This window comes from Mitsuokella apri (assembly GCF_047974105.1).
In the GTDB taxonomy this organism is placed as follows: Bacteria; Bacillota; Negativicutes; order Selenomonadales; family Selenomonadaceae; genus Mitsuokella.
In genome coordinates, this window is record NZ_JBHYRS010000003.1 from 75,334 (window position 1) to 93,402 (window position 18,069).

Annotated in this window: 14 protein-coding genes and 4 tRNA genes; 17 read left to right on the top strand and 1 reads right to left on the bottom strand. The window is 53.6% G+C overall.

Translation table 11 applies throughout. The annotated features are described in order from the left end of the window. Positions 1-56: 56 nt before the first annotated feature. From pfp to ACE419_RS05495, 15 genes are all read left to right on the top strand, one after another. On the top strand, positions 57-1,364 hold the full coding sequence (pfp, locus tag ACE419_RS05425; protein ID WP_435721280.1) for a diphosphate--fructose-6-phosphate 1-phosphotransferase: 1,308 nt from the start codon (positions 57-59) through the stop codon (positions 1,362-1,364). A gap of 219 nt (positions 1,365-1,583) precedes the next feature. Then, positions 1,584-1,659, top strand: a tRNA-Met gene (locus ACE419_RS05430). Positions 1,660-1,705: 46 nt separating this feature from the next. Continuing rightward, positions 1,706-1,781 (top strand) — tRNA-Met (locus tag ACE419_RS05435). A gap of 11 nt (positions 1,782-1,792) precedes the next feature. After that, positions 1,793-1,868, top strand: a tRNA-Thr gene (locus ACE419_RS05440). Positions 1,869-1,877: 9 nt separating this feature from the next. Next, positions 1,878-1,954 (top strand) — tRNA-Met (locus tag ACE419_RS05445). A gap of 182 nt (positions 1,955-2,136) precedes the next feature. Beyond that, positions 2,137-2,286: a 50S ribosomal protein L33 gene (rpmG, locus tag ACE419_RS05450; protein WP_075431109.1), complete on the top strand. Its 150-nt coding sequence runs from the start codon at positions 2,137-2,139 to the stop codon at positions 2,284-2,286. 32 nt (positions 2,287-2,318) lie between these two features. After that, positions 2,319-2,498, top strand: a complete 180-nt coding sequence (gene secE / locus ACE419_RS05455) for a preprotein translocase subunit SecE (RefSeq protein ID WP_432646933.1) — start codon at positions 2,319-2,321, stop codon at positions 2,496-2,498. A 16-nt stretch (positions 2,499-2,514) separates the two neighbouring features. Continuing rightward, a complete protein-coding gene (nusG, locus tag ACE419_RS05460) occupies positions 2,515-3,069 on the top strand; it encodes a transcription termination/antitermination protein NusG (RefSeq protein WP_432646932.1) in 555 nt (184 codons plus the stop codon). A 41-nt stretch (positions 3,070-3,110) separates the two neighbouring features. Then, entirely contained in the window at positions 3,111-3,536 is a 426-nt protein-coding gene (rplK, locus tag ACE419_RS05465) for a 50S ribosomal protein L11 (protein WP_005839123.1), read from the top strand. A gap of 71 nt (positions 3,537-3,607) precedes the next feature. Next, positions 3,608-4,288: a 50S ribosomal protein L1 gene (gene rplA / locus ACE419_RS05470; protein WP_295716132.1), complete on the top strand. Its 681-nt coding sequence runs from the start codon at positions 3,608-3,610 to the stop codon at positions 4,286-4,288. 201 nt (positions 4,289-4,489) lie between these two features. Continuing rightward, entirely contained in the window at positions 4,490-5,029 is a 540-nt protein-coding gene (rplJ, locus tag ACE419_RS05475; RefSeq protein ID WP_295634379.1) for a 50S ribosomal protein L10, read from the top strand. A 93-nt stretch (positions 5,030-5,122) separates the two neighbouring features. Then, positions 5,123-5,491 carry a 50S ribosomal protein L7/L12 gene (rplL, locus tag ACE419_RS05480; protein ID WP_432646931.1) on the top strand — a complete coding sequence of 123 codons (369 nt, stop codon included), beginning with the start codon at positions 5,123-5,125 and terminating at the stop codon, positions 5,489-5,491. Between the two features lie 269 nt (positions 5,492-5,760). Then, positions 5,761-9,483: a DNA-directed RNA polymerase subunit beta gene (gene rpoB, locus ACE419_RS05485; protein ID WP_435721281.1), complete on the top strand. Its 3,723-nt coding sequence runs from the start codon at positions 5,761-5,763 to the stop codon at positions 9,481-9,483. Between the two features lie 18 nt (positions 9,484-9,501). Further along, positions 9,502-13,521 carry a DNA-directed RNA polymerase subunit beta' gene (gene rpoC / locus ACE419_RS05490; protein ID WP_435721282.1) on the top strand — a complete coding sequence of 1,340 codons (4,020 nt, stop codon included), beginning with the start codon at positions 9,502-9,504 and terminating at the stop codon, positions 13,519-13,521. A gap of 116 nt (positions 13,522-13,637) precedes the next feature. After that, positions 13,638-14,483 carry a P-loop NTPase gene (locus ACE419_RS05495; protein ID WP_435721283.1) on the top strand — a complete coding sequence of 282 codons (846 nt, stop codon included), beginning with the start codon at positions 13,638-13,640 and terminating at the stop codon, positions 14,481-14,483. Here ACE419_RS05495 and ACE419_RS05500 read toward each other — a convergent pair. After that, positions 14,444-15,316, bottom strand: a complete 873-nt coding sequence (locus ACE419_RS05500; RefSeq protein WP_435721284.1) for a helix-turn-helix domain-containing protein — start codon at positions 15,314-15,316, stop codon at positions 14,444-14,446. The genes ACE419_RS05495 and ACE419_RS05500 overlap by 40 nt on opposite strands. Before the next feature lie 133 nt (positions 15,317-15,449). Here ACE419_RS05500 and ACE419_RS05505 point away from each other — a divergent pair, with 133 nt between their 5' ends. Further along, positions 15,450-15,782, top strand: coding sequence for a diaminopimelate epimerase (locus tag ACE419_RS05505; RefSeq protein WP_435721285.1), 333 nt, complete (start codon positions 15,450-15,452; stop codon positions 15,780-15,782). 176 nt (positions 15,783-15,958) lie between these two features. After that, positions 15,959-17,917, top strand: a complete 1,959-nt coding sequence (gene htpG, locus ACE419_RS05510; protein ID WP_295716142.1) for a molecular chaperone HtpG — start codon at positions 15,959-15,961, stop codon at positions 17,915-17,917. Positions 17,918-18,069 lie beyond the last annotated feature (152 nt).

Sequence of the window (18,069 nt, forward strand, 5' to 3'; positions counted from 1 at the left end):
AAATCATCATGACTTGCTTGGATTATCGTACTCTATTGTACTAAGGAGGAATTTCCATGATCGGCATTAAGAAAGTTATCGCAATCGTCTGTGGCGGCGGTCCGGCTCCTGGCATCAACAGTGTCATTTCCGGCATCACGAATGAAGCGACGCGCCATGGCTGGGATGTGCTCGGCATTTATGATGGATTTTCGAGACTCGCGCGCGGCGAGAAAAATTACGTCCGCCTTGAGCCGAAAGACATCAGCCATATCCATATGGCGGGCGGCTGCATCCTGAAGATGAGCCGTTTCAACCCGACAAAGAAGGAATCGGACCTGCGCACGGTCGTGGAAACCCTGACGGAGCTCGGCGTCACGCACCTTGTAACCATTGGCGGTGATGATACGGCCTACAGCTCGGCAGCTGTTTCCGAAGAAGCGCGCAAGATGGGCCGTACGATCAACGTCGTGCATGTGCCGAAGACCATCGACAACGACCTGCCGCTGCCTGAGGGCATTCCAACTTTCGGCTTTGAGACGGCCCGTGCCTTTGCAACGACAGAGATTGAGAATCTCATGGAAGATGCGCGCACGACGAACAACCGCTGGTACTTCACGATTGCCATGGGCCGTACGGCAGGCCACTTAGCCCTTGGCATGGGCCGCAGTGCCGGTGCTGCCATCACAATCATCCCAGAAGAATTCCCGCAGGAGAAAATTCCTCTGCAGCAGCTCGTCGATATCCTCACGGGTTCCATCGTCAAACGCTACCTGACGGGCAAGAATTACGGCGTGGCCGTCATCGCCGAAGGTGTCATCGAGAAAATCATTCCAGAAGACTTCAAAAAGCTTGGCGAGGTCGTCACGGATGAACACGGCCATATCCGCTACAGTGAGCTCGACTTTGGCGAAATCCTCAAACAGGCCGTTCTTGCCGAGACCAAGAAAATCGGCATTAAGCTCTCCATCATCGATAAGGAAATCGGCTACGAACTGCGCTGTACGGCGCCGATTCCGTACGATATCGACTACGCGCGTTCGCTCGGCTATGCAGCTGTCCGCTTCCTCATGAGCGGCGACAGCGGAGCCCTCATCTCCATCCAGAACAACGAAGCCGTGCCGATGCGCTTTGAGGACATCAAGGACCCTGCCACGGGCAAGACGCGTGTGCGCAAGGTCAACATCAAGTCCGTACAGTACCGCATCGCCCGCGGTTCGATGATGCGCATGGAAAAAGAGGACCTCGAAGATCCGGGCCTTGCCAATGCCTTCCGCATGACGCCGGAAGAGTTCAAGGCACGCTATGCCTATCTCTTCGATGAACATGCCAAAGCACCGGAAGAGCCAAAGGCCGATGCAGCCAAAGGCGATAAGAAAGCCTGATACAGGAGTTAGGACACTCTCGTGCAGAGAATATAAAAAATAAATAAGAAGAAAAGCCGGACGTAAAATTTTTGCGCCCGGCTTTTTTATGCCCGGCAGCCGTTTTGGCCATAAATTCTGCGAAACAGGAAAAAAATAAAAAATTCCTGTTGACATCTCTCTAATAAGGCTCTATAATAATATCTTGTCAGCCGGAAGTAATACGGCGATGCAAAACATCGCGGGATGGAGCAGTCGGTAGCTCGTCGGGCTCATAACCCGAAGGTCACAGGTTCAAGTCCTGTTCCCGCAACCAATTTGATAATCCGCATATTTATATAGAAGACAGTTCGTCTGTTTATCGCGGGGTGGAGCAGTCGGTAGCTCGTCGGGCTCATAACCCGAAGGTCACAGGTTCAAGTCCTGTCCCCGCAACCAAATGTGAGGTCGCTGATATAGCTCAGTCGGTAGAGCGTATCCTTGGTAAGGATAAGGTCACCAGTTCAATCCTGGTTATCAGCTCCATTCATACAGGGCGGCATAGCTCAGTTGGCTAGAGCATGCGGTTCATACCCGCAGTGTCCGGAGTTCAAATCTCTGTGCCGCCACCAAATCATCAAATAACCCCTGATGCAGGGGTTTTATTTATGTCATAGGGCAGAGCGGCAGGACGTGAAAAAAGATTTTTCTTTTGTCAAGGATTTTTTATTGACAGCGCCCGCTGATTGTGCTAAATTGTATTAGTGACATTATGAAAAAGTCAACTTTCGCAACGTAAGGGGTGTAATAAAGGATGCGCAACAATATCACGTTGGAGTGCACGGAGTGCCACAGCCGCAACTACCGCACGAACAAGAATAAGAAGAACAACCCGGATCGTCTGGAGTTCAATAAGTACTGCAAGTTCTGCAAGAAGCACACGCTGCATAAGGAAACGAAGTAAGGACACGTTGTCAGTACGAACGGGGATGTGAAGTGATTGTGAAGAAGTTCCTGGGCGAAGTAGTCGCAGAGATGAAAAAAGTATCCTGGTCCACTAAGAAGGAGCTCGTCAATTATACCATTGTCGTCGGCATCGCAGTCGCAGTGGTCTGCGCCTTGATCTGGATTTGCGATACGATCTTCGCGAGATTGTTCCACATCATTTTAAGGTAAGCTGGGTGAGATAAGCATGGCAGATAAAGACGAGATGGACCTCAAGAAGGATAATCCTGGCAGAGCCTGGTATGTAATCCATACGTATTCGGGCTATGAGAACAAGGTAAAGGCTAATCTTGAACGCCTGATCCACACGGCCAACATGGGCGACATGATCTTCAATGTGGTTGTACCGGTTGAGGATGAGGTCGAGATCAAAGACGGCAAGAAGAAAGTCGTTCCGAGAAAGGTCTTCCCTGGATATGTGCTCGTCGACATGATTGTCGATGAACATTCCTGGTACGTTGTGCGCAACACCACCGGTGTTACCGGTTTCGTCGGCTCTGAGAAGCATCCGATACCGCTTACCGATGCTGAGGCAAAACGTATTCTGAAATCCATGGGCGAAGAAGAACAGCATAAACCCGAGCTCGATGTCGCAGTCGGGGATGTCGTTCGCATCAATTCCGGTGTCTTCGAAAACTACACGGGCACGGTTTCCGAAATCGATGAGGAAAAAGCGCGCCTGAAGGTCATCGTCGAAGAGACGCCGATTGATCTTGGTTTCGATCAGGTCGAAAAGCTTTGAGCGGAACCACCAAGTATCATTTTTAGGAGGTGAAAATAACAATGGCTAAGAAAGTTTCTAAAATCGTAAAGCTTCAGGTTATGGCTGGCAAAGCTAATCCGGCTCCTCCGGTAGGTCCTGCACTGGGCCAGGCTGGTGTCAACATCATGGGCTTTTGTAAGGAATTCAACGAGAGAACCAAAGCACAGGCTGGTCTGACGATTCCAGTTGTCATCACGGTTTTTGAGGATAGATCCTTCACGTTCATCACGAAGACTCCGCCGGCTGCTGTCCTTCTGAAGAAGGCTGCTGGTCTTGAGAAAGCTTCGGGTGAGCCGAACAAGAACAAAGTCGCAAAGCTGCCGCGTGCCAAGGCACAGGAAATCGCTGAGAGCAAGATGAAAGATCTGAACGCTGGCGATATCGAGGCTGCTACCCGCATGATCGAGGGTACGGCTCGCAGCATGGGTATCGAGATCGTCGACTAATCCCGACTGTCTCAATCCTTCCTCCCGTGGGAGGCAATACCGTTACAACCACAAAAAGGAGAAACAACAAAATGGCTAAAGCTGGTAAGAAATATCAGGAAGCTGCCAAACTCGTAGAGGCTGGCAAGCTTTACACGGCCGCTGAAGCAATGGAACTCGTCAAGAAGACGGCTACGAAGAAGTTCGATGAGACGATCGAACTGCACGTCCGTCTCGGCGTTGATCCGAAGTATGCTGATCAGCAGGTCCGCGGCGCTATGGTCCTGCCGCATGGCACGGGCAAATCCAAGCGCGTCCTCGTCTTTGCAAAAGGCGAGAAAGTCAAGGAGGCAGAAGCTGCAGGTGCAGACTTCGTTGGCTCCGATGAAATCGTCCAGAAGATCCAGGGTGGCTGGCTCGACTTCGATGTCGCTGTCGCTACGCCGGATATGATGGGTACGGTTGGTCGTCTCGGTAAGATCCTCGGCCCTCGTGGCCTCATGCCGAACCCGAAACTCGGTACGGTAACGATGGATCTCACGAAGGCAATCAGCGAGATTAAAGCAGGTAAAGTCGAATACCGCACCGATAAAGCCGGCAATGTTCATTGCCCGATCGGCAAGGCATCGTTCGACGCTGAGAAGCTTCAGCAGAACTTCCAGGCCCTGATTGATACACTGATCCGCGTAAAACCGGCTGCTGCAAAGGGACAGTACATCCGCTCCGTTACGGTAAGCGCAACGATGGGCCCTGGCATCCCAGTCCAGTTCTAATTTAAGGGTCAGACGAGACTCCGGTCTCCAATCGCATATCGAAGGCTGTAGACAGCAGGTTTGATATTTCATCATCTAACGACGAATTATGTCGCCTGCCGAGGCCGGAGTCACCTAACTTTGAAAATTGTGACCTCCGGCGGACAGCCGGAGGTTTTTTGAATCTGTTTTAAAATCTAAAATGACAGGAGGTGTAATAGAATGGGTGTTACTTCCGCAAAACAGGCTGTCGTAGCTCAGCTCAAGGAGCAGCTCGAGTCCGCTAAGGGCGTCGTTCTTACGAGCTACAAAGGCCTTACGGTTGCACAGGATACGGAACTCCGCCGTGAGCTCCGCGAAGCCGGTGTTTCCTATCACGTTGTAAAGAACACGATGCTCCGCATCGCCGCCAAAGAGGCTGGTATCGAGGGCATCGAAGAGCACCTCGAAGGCACGACGGCTTTCGCATTCTCCAAGGAGGATGCCGTTGCTCCGGCAAAAGTTATCTGCGGCTTCATCAAGAAGAACAAGCTTGAGGATGCTGAGGTACTGACGGTTAAAGTCGGTATGGTTGAAGGCAAAGTCATCGGCGTTGACGAAGTCAAGGCTCTGGCAGCTCTGCCGTCCCGCGAGGAACTCATTGCCAAACTGCTTGGCAGCATGAACGCGCCGATCTCGAATACGGTCAACGTTCTGCAGGGCGTTATCCGCAATGCGGTTTATGTGCTTGACGCAATCCGCGCGCAGAAAGAGTCCGCTTAATTCCATTCAGCAGCAAAAAGCTGCCTGAGGTTTTAAGAAATAAAATAAGAAGAATTCAAATCGAAAATAACAAAACATTGGAGGAAAAATCAAATGACTAAAGAAGAAATCATGGAAGCCATTGAAAACATGACTGTCCTCGAGCTGTCCGAGCTCGTAAAGGCTATGGAAGACAAGTTCGGCGTAAGCGCTGCTGCTCCGGTTGCAGTTGCTGCTGCTGGCGCTGGCGCTGGTGCTGCTGCTGAAGAGAAGACGGAATTCACGGTCGTTCTCTCCGCTATCGGCGACAAGAAGATCAACGTTATCAAGGCTGTCCGTGAAGCTACGGGCCTCGGCCTGAAAGAAGCTAAGGCTCTCGTTGATGGCGCTCCGGCTCCGGTCAAAGAGAACATTGCCAAGGCTGACGCTGAAGCTCTCAAGGCTAAGCTCGAAGAGGCTGGCGCTACGGTTGAGCTGAAGTAATTTCAGTTTTGCTGATACAGGAACCGTCCTTAGGGACGGTTCTTTTTTTGATACTTTACTTGACAGGTGTGAAAACCTATGGTATAGTGTTAAACTACAGGAAATTGAATAGGGATAACTATGTGTCAGCGGAAAGGAACGGAAGCAAGGTGCAAAAATATAAGCAAACCTTGTTTTTTTCTTGTTTTATGATTCCGCGTCTATTTGTGTTGTTTCCCTATCTTTCAAAAAACATTCTAGTAAAATCAGGCTAAGGGGTGAAGGATTTAATGTTTAATCCTGTGCCGGTGGGCAAACGAACCAGGTATAGCTATGCCAGAATCAAAGAGGTCATGGAAATGCCGCATCTGCTGGACATCCAGCGGAACAGTTACAAGTGGTTCCTCGATAAAGGACTGCAGGAAATCTTCCGTGATATCTCACCAATTCAGGATTTCTCCGGAAATCTTGTCTTGTCCTTCGAGAGCTTCTCGCTCGGCGAGCCAAAATATGACCTCGACGAGTGCAAAGAGCGCGATGTGACGCTGGCAGCACCTCTTCGGGTAAATGTCCGCCTTATCAATCGCGAGACAGGTGAAATCAAGGAGCAGGAAGTATTCATGGGCGATTTTCCGCTCATGACGGATACGGGTACGTTCATCATCAATGGTGCAGAACGTGTCATTGTCAGCCAGCTCGTTCGTTCTCCAGGTGCCTATTACGGCGAGGAGATCGACCCGACGGGCAAGCATCTCTACAATGCAACGGTCATTCCAAACCGCGGTGCCTGGATCGAGCTCGAGACGGATGCCAATGACGTCATTTCCGTCCGCATCGACCGCACGCGCAAGATGCCGGTGACGTATTTCATCCGTGCACTCGGTTTTGATACTGATGAGAAAATCCTTGAACTCTTTGGTGACGACCCGCGCATGCTCAATACGATTGAGCGCGATGGCGAAGAAGTCAAGTCGCAGGGCAAGGCCGTTATCGAGATTTACAAGCGCCTGCGTCCGGGCGAGCCGGCCAATGAGGACAATGCTACGCAGCTCCTCAATTCGCTGTTCTTTGACCCGAAACGCTACGACCTCGCTACGGTCGGCCGCTATAAACTCACGAAGAAACTCGGCTGGAAGCGCCGCATCCTCGGCAAGGTTCTCGCTGAGCCAATTGTCGACCACAAAACGGGCGAGATTGTCATTCCGCAGGGCGAAACCGTTACGGAAGACATGCTCGATGCCGTGGACGTTGAGCGCGAGAAGCAGCTCTTTGGCGAAGGCAAGCTCATTACGCTGTACCTCTTAAAGAAAGACGGCACGAAAGTCCGCCTGCTCTGCTCGCCAACGCTTGATATCCATGACCGCACGATCACGAAAAACGATATCATGGCGTCCATCAGCTATCTTTTGAACCTCATGGATGGCTTCGGTTCGACGGATGATATCGACCACCTCGGCAACCGCCGTGTACGCGCCGTCGGCGAACTCCTGCAGAATCAGTTCCGCATCGGCCTTTCGCGCATGGAGCGCGTGGTCCGCGAGCGCATGACGATTCAGGATGTCGATGTCATTACGCCGCAGGCACTCATCAACATTCGTCCGGTCGTCGCAGCGGTTAAGGAATTCTTCGGTTCCTCCCAGCTCTCGCAGTTCATGGACCAGCACAACCCGCTGTCTGAACTTACGCATAAACGCCGTCTGTCGGCCCTTGGCCCTGGCGGTCTTTCCCGTGAGCGCGCAGGCTTCGAAGTCCGCGATGTTCACAACTCCCATTACGGCCGCATGTGCCCGGTTGAGTCCCCAGAAGGCCCGAACATCGGTCTTATCGGTTCGCTCGCCACGTACGCGCGCGTCAACCAGTTCGGTTTTATGGAAACGCCGTACCGCCGCGTCGATAAAGAAAATCACCGCGTGACGGATGAAGTCCGTTATCTGACGGCTGATGAAGAGGATGAGCTCGTCATCGCCCAGGCCAATGAGCCGCTCGATGACAACGAATGGTTTGTCAATGAGCGCGTCACGGCACGTTATAATGAAGAAACGGGTCTGCATGCACGCGAAACGGTTGACTACATGGACGTCAGCCCGCGTCAGGTCTTCTCGATTGCCACGACGATGATCCCATTCCTCGAAAACGATGATGCGAACCGTGCTCTGATGGGTGCAAACATGCAGCGTCAGGCTGTTCCTTTGCTGCGCACGCAGGCTCCGCTCGTCGGTACGGGCATGGAGTACAAGGCAGCCTGCGACTCCGGCGTCATGGTTCTCGCCAAGCATGCCGGTGTTGTCGAGGAAGTCACGGCAGATTACATCAATGTCCGCACGAAAGATGGCGAACTTGACCACTATAAACTGCAGAAATTCCTGCGTTCCAACCAGGGCACCTGCATCAATCAGGTCCCGATTGTCTATAAAGGCGACGAAGTAGAGGAGAAGCAGCCGATTGCTGACGGTCCTGCTACAGACCACGGCGAGCTCGCTCTCGGCTACAATATCATCGTTGCCTACATGCCTTGGGAAGGCTACAACTACGAGGATGCTGTCCTCCTGTCCGAGAACCTTGTCAAGCGTGATATCTACACGTCCATCCATATCGAGGAATACGAATGCGATGCCCGTGATACGAAGCTCGGACCTGAGGAAATCACGCGCGACATTCCGAATGTTGCCGAAGATGCCCTGAAGGACCTCGATGAAGAAGGCATCATCTCGATTGGTGCCGATGTACGTCCTGGCGATATCCTCGTCGGCAAGGTCACGCCGAAAGGCGAGACGGAGCTGACGGCCGAGGAGCGCCTGCTGCGCGCTATCTTTGGCGAGAAGGCCCGCGAAGTCCGCGACACGTCGCTGCGCGTGCCGCATGGCGAGCAGGGCAAGATTGTCGACGTCAAGATCTTCAGCCGCGAGAACAACGATGAGCTGCCGCCGGGCGTCAACCGCCTCGTGCGCGTCTACATCGCTCAGAAGCGTAAGATTTCCGTCGGTGATAAGATGGCAGGCCGTCACGGCAACAAGGGTGTCGTTTCGCGCATTATGCGCCAGGAAGACATGCCGTTCCTGCCGGATGGCACGCCGGTCGATATTGTTCTGAATCCTCTGGGTGTCCCGTCCCGTATGAATATCGGACAGATCCTCGAGGCGCACCTCGGCCGTGCCGTCCTTGAAATCGGCAAACAGATTAAGGAGCACAATCCGACGATTGAGCAGCGCCTGCGTGACCTCGGCTACGATGTCGACCGCCTCGGCATGCCGAAACCGGATGTTGCAGGTCTCCATATCGCTACGCCGGTCTTCGATGGCGCGAGCGACGAAGAAGTATTCGGCACGATCAAGGCTGCCGGCCTGCCGCTCGACGGCAAGACGGTTCTTTACGACGGCCGCACGGGTGAACCGTTCGAGAACCGCGTCATGGTCGGCTGCACGTACTTCCTTAAACTGCATCACCTCGTCGATGATAAAATTCATGCCCGTTCCACGGGCCCGTACTCCCTCGTCACGCAGCAGCCGCTCGGTGGTAAAGCACAGTTCGGCGGCCAGCGCTTCGGCGAAATGGAGGTTTGGGCTCTCGAGGCTTACGGTGCTGCCTACACGCTGCAGGAAATCCTCACGGTCAAGTCCGATGATGTCGTCGGCCGTGTCAAGGCATACGAAGCAATCGTCAAAGGTGAGAATATCCCTGAACCGGGTGTTCCGGAATCCTTCAAGGTCCTCATCAAAGAGCTCCAGTCCATTGGTCTTGATATCAAGGTCCTCAATGAGGATGCCAAGGAAATCACGATCCAGGATGACGATGACGATGATGAGAACATCAACGAAAAGGCAAAGAATCTCGACCTCGATGTAGCAGGTGTTGACCCGTCGAAGGGCGAGGATGCCGCTGCCAAGGCCGATGCCGCTGACCATTACGACGAAGGTGCACCGTCCGACGACGAGAAGCCGGATGACATCATTGCCGATATCGGCAGCCTCGGTTCGATCGTGGATCCGTCCGAAGATGGAAATGATGAGAAATAAGAAGGGAGTGTCATCTCTTTGCTGGATGTAAATAATTTTGATTCGATGCGCATCGGGCTTGCTTCCCCGGAGAAAATCCGGGAGTGGTCCTACGGCGAAGTCAAGAAGCCGGAGACCATCAACTACCGCACGCTCAAGCCAGAGCGTGACGGCCTGTTCTGCGAGCGCATTTTCGGACCGACGCGTGACTGGGAATGTCATTGCGGCAAGTACAAGCGCATCCGTTATAAGGGCATCATCTGCGACCGCTGCGGCGTCGAGGTGACGAGGGCGAAAGTCCGCCGTGAGCGCATGGGCCATATCGAGCTCGCAGCGCCGGTCTCCCATATCTGGTATTTCAAAGGCATTCCGAGCCGCATGGGCCTGATCCTCGATATCTCGCCGCGTGCCCTCGAGAAGGTTCTCTATTTTGCTTATTACATTGTCCTTGACCCGGGCGAGACGGATCTCACGAAGAAGAGCCTGCTCTCCGAGAAGGACTATCATGACGCACTCGAGAAATACGGCAACACGTTCCGCGTTGGCATGGGTGCTGAGGCCATTAAAGAGCTCCTCGAAGAGCTCGACCTCGACCGCATGAGCGAAGTTCTGCGCAAGGAAGTCCGCACGGCTTCCGGCCAGAAAAAGGTCCGTGCCATCCGCCGTCTCGAAGTCGTCGAGGCTTTCCGCAAATCCGGCAACAAGCCGTCGTGGATGATTCTCGATGTCGTGCCGGTCATCCCGCCAGACCTGCGCCCAATGGTACAGCTCGACGGCGGCCGTTTTGCGACGTCCGACCTCAACGACCTCTATCGCCGCGTCATCAACCGCAACAACCGCCTCAAGCGCCTTTTGGACCTCGGTGCGCCGGACATCATCGTGCGCAACGAGAAACGCATGCTGCAGGAAGCTGTCGATGCCCTGATTGATAACGGCCGCCGCGGCCGTCCGGTCACGGGCCCGGGCAACCGTCCGCTGAAATCCCTTTCCGACATGCTGAAGGGCAAACAGGGCCGTTTCCGTCAGAACCTGCTCGGCAAGCGCGTTGACTATTCCGGCCGTTCCGTTATCGTTGTCGGTCCGGAACTCAAGCTGCATCAGTGCGGCCTGCCGAAAGTCATGGCTCTCGAGCTCTTCAAGCCGTTTGTCATGAAGAAGCTCGTTGCTTCGGGTGCTGCCCACAATATCAAGAGCGCGAAGCGCATGGTAGAACGCGCACGCCCAGAAGTCTGGGATGTCCTCGAAGACGTCATCAAGGAGCATCCGGTTCTCTTGAACCGTGCCCCGACGCTGCACCGCCTCGGCATTCAGGCTTTCGAGCCGGTCCTCACTGAGGGCCATGCCCTGAAGCTTCATCCGCTGGCCTGCACGGCTTACAACGCCGACTTCGATGGTGACCAGATGGCTATCCATCTGCCGCTGTCGGCTGAGGCACAGGCTGAGGCCCGCATCCTCATGCTCGCAGCCAACCACATCCTCGCACCGAAAGACGGCAAACCAATCATCGTACCGACACAGGATATGGTGCTCGGTTCCTACTACCTGACGATTCTCAGGCCGGGTGCTAAGGGCGAGGGCATGGTCGTCACGGGCATTGCTGAGGCACTGCTCGCTTATCAGCAGCATGACCTCGAACTGCAGGCATCCCTGCAGTGCCGCATGAAGACGCCGGACGGCGAAACTTCGCTCGTCAAGACGAGCCTCGGCCGCATGATCTTCAACGAGATCCTGCCGCCGGAACTCCGTTACTTCCATAAGGAGGACGATGGCTCGTGGGGCCTCGGCATCCTCATGAAGAAAAAGCAGCTCGGTGCACTCGTTGCCAACTGCTACAACCACTTTGGCGCTACGAAGACGGCAGAAGTCATCGATAACGTCAAGAACCTCGGTTACCATTACGCCTGCATCGCCGGCATGTCCATCGCTATTTCCGATGTCATCGTGCCGCCGCAGAAGGAAACCATCATCAACGATACGCAGAAAGTCGTCAATAAGGTCGAGCGTCAGTATGACCGCGGTCTTATCACGGAAGACGAGCGTTATCATAAGGTCGTTGCTCTGTGGTCGAAAGCCACGGACGATGTCGCTGATGCCATGATGGACAACATGGACGCCTTCAACCCAATCTTCATGATGGCTGACTCCGGTGCCCGCGGTAATAAACAGCAGATGCGTCAGCTCGCCGGCATGCGCGGCCTTATGGCTGACCCGTCCGGTAAGATCATCGACCTGCCAATCACGGCCAACTTCCGTGAAGGCCTCTCGGTATCCGATTACTTCATTTCTTCGCATGGCGCCCGCAAAGGTCTTGCTGATACGGCACTGCGTACGGCTGACTCGGGTTACCTCACACGCCGTCTCGTCGACGTCGCTCAGGATGTCATTGTCCGCGAAGAGGACTGCGATGTCTCGACGCTGAACCTCGTTCAGGACCGCGCACGTCTCGTTCCTTCGACGTTCGATGCTCTTGAGCTCCTCAACGACAGCCTCATGGGCCGTCTGCTCGGCGCTGATGTCATGGATCCGGAGACGAAGGAAGTTCTGTTCCCGAAAGACACGATTCTCGATGAGGAGAAACTCACGACAATCGGTGAGAAGAACGTTCATGAAATCATGGTACGCGGCTCTTCGCTGGCTTCGGAGGCATCGCTTTCCAACGCGATGATTACGGAAGTCATCACTCTCGGCGAGCCGGACGACAAAGAGCGTGAAAAGACGCGCCAGGCTATCTTCCAGGAGATGAACGGCAAGGAAATCACGCATGATGTTGTCAATCCGGATGGCACGGTTGTCCTCGAAGCTGGCACGAAGCTTACGCAGGATGACATCCAGAAGGCCCTTGACAGCGATGCCAAGGAAATCCACATCCGCAACAACAACGTCCGCGGCATTGAAGTCGAAGCCATCAAGGAAGGCGACGGCATCATCGAATCGCTCGCAGAGCGTATCGTCGGCCGTTTCCTCGCTGAAGACATCGATGATCCGGAGACGGGCGAGCGCATTGCTTCCATCAACGATATGGTGGATGAAGACCTCGCAAAACGCATCGAGAAGGTACGCGACCGCGTATCCATCCGCAGCGTCCTGACCTGCAAATCGCAGTTCGGTGTCTGCGTCAAGTGCTATGGCCGTGACCTTGCCAACCAGGCTGAGGTTGAAATCGGCGAGGCTGTCGGTACGATTGCCGCACAGTCCATCGGCGAGCCGGGCACGCAGCTCACCATGCGTACGTTCCACTCCGGCGGTGTTGCCGGTGACGATATCACCCAGGGTCTTCCGCGTGTCGAGGAACTTTTCGAAGCGCGCAAACCGAAGCATCATGCCATCATCGCTGAGATCGAAGGCGATGCTGAAGTCGAAGATACGGGCAAGGGCATGCGCAAAGTCACAATCCGTCCGTCGGAAGGCCAGGCTCGTGAATACGCCATCCCGTACGGTGCACGTATGCACGTCAAGCAGGGCATGCACCTCATGCCGGGCGACCGCCTGACCGAGGGCTCTGTCAACCCGCATGATATCCTGCGCGTCTGCGGTCTGCAGGCTACGCAGCGTTACCTCGTGTACGAAGTACAGAAGGTATACAAATCCCAGGGTGTTGAAATCAACGATAAACATATCGAAGTCATGGTTCGCCAGATGCTTCACAAGGTGAAGATCGAGGAATCCGGCAGCACGGATTTCCTGCCGGGCGAGTACATCGACATCAACGCTTTCGAAGGTGCCAATACCAAGGCAATCGAGGAAGGCGGCGAGCCGGCTGTGGCTAAGCCAATCCTGCTCGGTATCACGAAGGCTTCCCTCGCTACGGATTCCTTCCTGTCGGCTGCATCGTTCCAGGAAACGACTCGTGTCCTGACGGATGCTGCCATCAAGGGCAAGGTAGATCCGCTCATCGGCCTCAAAGAGAATGTCATCATCGGCAAACTCATTCCGGCTGGTACGGGCATGAGCCGTTACCGCAACCTCAAGGTCATCGATAACGACCCGAAACCGGCGGAGGAAGCTCCGGCTGCTGAAGACAGCACGGAAGAGACTCCGGCAGATACGGCAAATGCCTGAGCTGCATCTCTGATAAATGCATAAAAAGAAAACCTTCCCCGCCTGCGGGGAGGGTTTTTGCATTATAGGCAAAACTATGCAAAACCATAGCTTCATATAGTTTGGAGGATATAAATATGGCAGAAACTTGTAATCACGACTGTGGTTCCTGCGGCACGACCTGCGGGCAGGACACGCGCAAGAAGGATTTCCACGAAGCGCCGAATGAACTCAGCACCATCCGTCACGTCATCGCCGTCGTCAGCGGCAAAGGCGGTGTGGGTAAATCCCTCGTCACTGGCCTCATGGCCGTGGCTATGAGCCGCAAGGGCAAGCATACGGGCATCCTCGATGCCGATATCACGGGCCCGTCCATCCCGAAGATGTTCGGCACGAAGGGCGAGGTGCGCGGCAGTCAGGCCGGTGCTTATCCGGTGCGCACGGCCGGCGGCATCGACGTTGTCAGCATGAATCTGCTGCTCGAGAATTCGACGGACCCTGTCGTCTGGCGCGGTCCAATCATCAGCGGCGTCGTCAAGCAGTTCTGGCACGATTTCATCTGGGAAGACATCGACTACATGTTTGTCGACATGCCGCCGGGAACGGGCGATGTGCCTTTGACGGTCATGCAGTCCATCAAGCTCGATGGCATCATCATCGTCACAAGCCCGCAGGAACTCGTTTCCATGATTGTAGAGAAGGCTGTCAAGATGGCTGAGGGCATGAAAGTGCCTATTCTCGGTCTCGTCGAGAACATGAGCTACTTTGAATGCCCGGACTGCGGCAAGCGCCACGAGATTTTCGGCAAGAGCCATATCGAGGAAATCGCGAAATCCTACGGTCTCGATGTGCTCGCCCGCATCCCGATTGAGCCGCAGCTTGCAGCCGAATGCGATGCCGGTCAGATTGAGTCGGTCAAGGATACGCATATGCAGGATGCTGTTCAGAAGCTGCTCGACCGTGAATCTGCCGCGGATAAATGATGTGCGCGCCATTCCTTTGGTGAACAGTGGAAAAGACCATGGAAGGCCCGCGAAAATGTCGAGTAATCCTGAAAACCTGCTTCACGGCTGATGTCAGTGACGGTCTTTTTCGTACGCAGCAGGTCGCGGGCATAGAGCAGGCGCTTGCTGCGTATGTAGGCGTGCAGGCTGTAGCCTGTATCGGCTTTGAACTTCTTCATGAGATAATAGCGGCTGAGGAAAACCTTGCCCGCGAGTGTCTCGATGGAGAGGTCTTCTGACAGGTGTTCATTGATGTACGTGAGGACCTGCTGGATTTTCTCATCATAAGAAACACTGCCGAGCGTCTCAAGCTCATGGTCTTCGATGCTGCGGTTCAGCAGAATCAAAAATTCAATAAAGAGAATCTCTGTGTACAGCCCATTGGCGAAACCTTCGCCATGGGCTGTTTTTTCGAGCTTGTCCATGTGAAACAGCAGGTCATGGCTGCGGTTCGGCAGCTGATGCATGACGCTGCCTTCTGCTTTGGCCGTGCGAAAGCATTGGGCGAGGTCTGCCTGCTTACACCAGCGCTGCAAAAATTCCGGCGCGACGTAAATGACGATGCGCTCGTAAGGGGCTTTGTCATCAAGGAAGACGGGCCGGTGAATCTCGCCGGCCGAAACGAAGATGATGTCGTTTGGCTGCAGATGGTAGAGTTTGCCTTCAATGATGTAATCGACATGGCCGCCGAGGAACAGGATGACCTTGTGGAAATCGTGGTAATGGAACGGTATGGGGCGCAGCTGCCTGTCGCGCAGATGAAAGACGCGGAAATTGCTGATGAGGTAGCCTTTTTTCGGATAATTCTTCATGATTTTCCCTCCTTGCTCTATCATAGAACACTTTTTGCAATATATAAAGCATATTTTGTGATTTTATTGCAAATATATGCCTGCTATAATAGAGTCATCGTCAGAGAGAAAGAGAAAAGAAAGGGTGACCGGCATGATGATCGTTCGGATCTATAAGGCAGAGAATAAAGAATATATGGTAATGGATGGTACGACGGGCTTCATGCCGGGTGCAGGAGCTATCCGCCTGCTCACGCACCGCCGCTATGGTGTTGGTGCCGACCGCGTGCTCGTCTTCACGGGCAGCGAGGAAATCCCGTCCTTCAAGGCTTTTACGCCGGAAGGCGAGGAAGAAGAGATGCAGGCAGCCGACTATGCTGTGCTGGCAAAGGTCAAAGAGGATTTTGAAGTCCATTTAACCAATCACTTTGTCGGCAGAATGCGCCTTGCGGATGCACAGGAGCAAAGAGCTGCTGCCGCCTGCTGAAACGTATGACGATACAGAGAGAGAAAACCTGCCAGTGGGCAGGTTCTTTTTTTATATATTCTTTGACTTTTTGTTGTTTATGGTGTATATTATTATCTGTACGTTAGCACTCGAAGATGATGAGTGCTAACATCAGAACGATAACAATACATTTCATATAAGAAAGGCAGATTCACATGGCAAAAGAGAAACATGAATTCCAAGCGGAGACGAAGCAGCTCCTCGACCTCATGATCCATTCGATTTATACGAACCATGAGATTTTCCTGCGCGAGCTCATCTCCAACGCTTCGGATGCAATCGACAAGGCTCATTTTGAGAGCCTGACGAACCGCGCTATCCTCGAAGGGGACGAGTCCTTTGAGATTTTCCTGACGCCGGACAAGGAGAACCACACGCTGACGATTGCCGATAACGGCATTGGCATGACGCGCGATGAACTCATCGAGAACATCGGCACCATCGCTAAATCCGGCACGAAGGCCTTCCTCGAACAGCTCAAGAAGGCCAAAGAGGAGAACAAAGACCTCACGGACAAGGAAATGATCGGTCAGTTCGGTGTCGGCTTCTATTCGGCGTTCATGGTCGCGGAGAAAGTCACGATTGTGACGCGCAAGGCCGGCGAGAAACAGGCCTGGAAGTGGGAGTCGAATGCTGATGGCTCTTACACGATTGAAGAGGCTGAGCGCGATAAACGCGGTACGGCCATCACGCTGACGCTCAAGAAGGAGTTCTATGGCAAGGATGCTGAGCAGGACTTCACGGACAATTATGAGCTTGAACGCCTCGTCAAGAAGTACAGCGACTACGTCCGCTACCCAATCAAGATGGACTTTGAGTTTGAGGAAACGCCGAAGGACAAGGACGGCAAGGAAATCGAGGGTGCTGACAAGATCAAGAAAGTCGAGACGCGCACGCTCAACTCCATGCAGCCGCTCTGGACGAAGAACAAGTCGGACATCAAGAAGGAAGAGTACAACGAGTTCTTCAAGCATCAGTTCCATGAGTGGGAGGACCCGATGGAAGTCTTCCATACGAAGGCCGAAGGTACGGTCGAGTACACGGCGCTCTTGGCCATCCCGGCCCATGCCCCGTACAACCTCTATCAGACGGACTACGAGCCGGGCCTGCAGCTCTATAGCCGCCATGTCTTCATCATGGATAAGTGCAAGGATTTGCTGCCGGACTATCTGCGCTTCATGAAGGGCCTTGTCGATTCGCCGGACCTCTCGCTCAACATCTCGCGTGAACTTCTGCAGCAGAGCCGTGAACTTAAGCTGATTGGCCGCGCCCTTGAGAAGAACATCCTGAAGACACTCGCGCGCAAGCTCAAGAATGACCGCGAATGGTACGAGAAGTTCTGGAATGAGTACGGCAAATCCCTGAAAATCGGTGTCTATAACAGCATCTACAGCGGTTCGTCGGATACGGTGGACAAGCTCAAGGACCTGCTGCTTTTCATGAGCTCGAAGGAAGACAAGCTCGTCACGCTCAAGGAATATGTCGAGCGCATGCCGGAGAGCCAGAAGAAGATTTACTATGCAACGGCCAAGGATAAAGAGACCATCGAGCACCTGCCGCAGATGGAGACGCTGCGCGATAAGGGCATTGAGGTCCTGTATCTCCTCGACCCTGTGGATGAGTTCGCCATCGAGACGATTCATCAGTATGAGGAGAAGCCGTTCCATTCCATCAGCCGCGGCGACCTTGGCCTCGACGATGCCGAGAGTCAGGAAGTCAAGAAGGAAACGGAGGAAATCCAGAAGGACAACAGTGACCTCATGAAGGATATCAAGGCAGCCCTGGGCGATAAAGTCGAGGATGTCAAGGTTTCCTCGCGACTCAAATCGAGTGCTGTCTGCCTCGTGGCCGACGAAGCCGGCCCGTCGCTCTCGATGGAGCAGACCTTCTCGCAGATGAAGAATCCGCTGTTCAAGGCAAAACGCATCCTCGAGATCAACCCGCATCACGAGCTCTTCAGCCGCCTCAAGGAACTGCATGAAGCCGGCAAGGACAGTCAGGAGTTCAAGGATTACTGCGACCTTCTTTACACGCAGGCCCTGCTGATTGAGGGCATCCTGCCGGAAAATCCGGTCGACTTTGCCAATAAAGTCGCCAAACTCATGGCGAAATAAGAAAGTTTGCTAAATGAACAGAGGTATAGAGAATACGTTTACTCTATACCTCTGTTTTTTGTATTTCCTATGAGATTTGTCACTACAATTTCGAAAACATAAAAAAAAGAAAAAATCCTAAAAATGGTCTTGCTTTTTATTATTCAATAGCG

Bases quoted from the DNA above. Each gene is read 5' to 3' on its own strand.
- ACE419_RS05500 (WP_435721284.1), bottom strand. From the start codon at position 15,316: ATGAAGAATTATCCGAAAAAAGGCTACCTCATCAGCAATTTCCGCGTC.
- rplJ (WP_295634379.1), top strand. From the start codon at position 4,490: ATGGGTGTTACTTCCGCAAAACAGGCTGTCGTAGCTCAGCTCAAGGAG.
- rplA (WP_295716132.1), top strand. From the start codon at position 3,608: ATGGCTAAAGCTGGTAAGAAATATCAGGAAGCTGCCAAACTCGTAGAG.
- pfp (WP_435721280.1), top strand. From the start codon at position 57: ATGATCGGCATTAAGAAAGTTATCGCAATCGTCTGTGGCGGCGGTCCG.
- nusG (WP_432646932.1), top strand. From the start codon at position 2,515: ATGGCAGATAAAGACGAGATGGACCTCAAGAAGGATAATCCTGGCAGA.
- ACE419_RS05505 (WP_435721285.1), top strand. From the start codon at position 15,450: ATGATGATCGTTCGGATCTATAAGGCAGAGAATAAAGAATATATGGTA.
- rplK (WP_005839123.1), top strand. From the start codon at position 3,111: ATGGCTAAGAAAGTTTCTAAAATCGTAAAGCTTCAGGTTATGGCTGGC.
- rpoB (WP_435721281.1), top strand. From the start codon at position 5,761: ATGTTTAATCCTGTGCCGGTGGGCAAACGAACCAGGTATAGCTATGCC.
- ACE419_RS05495 (WP_435721283.1), top strand. From the start codon at position 13,638: ATGGCAGAAACTTGTAATCACGACTGTGGTTCCTGCGGCACGACCTGC.
- rplL (WP_432646931.1), top strand. From the start codon at position 5,123: ATGACTAAAGAAGAAATCATGGAAGCCATTGAAAACATGACTGTCCTC.
- htpG (WP_295716142.1), top strand. From the start codon at position 15,959: ATGGCAAAAGAGAAACATGAATTCCAAGCGGAGACGAAGCAGCTCCTC.
- rpmG (WP_075431109.1), top strand. From the start codon at position 2,137: ATGCGCAACAATATCACGTTGGAGTGCACGGAGTGCCACAGCCGCAAC.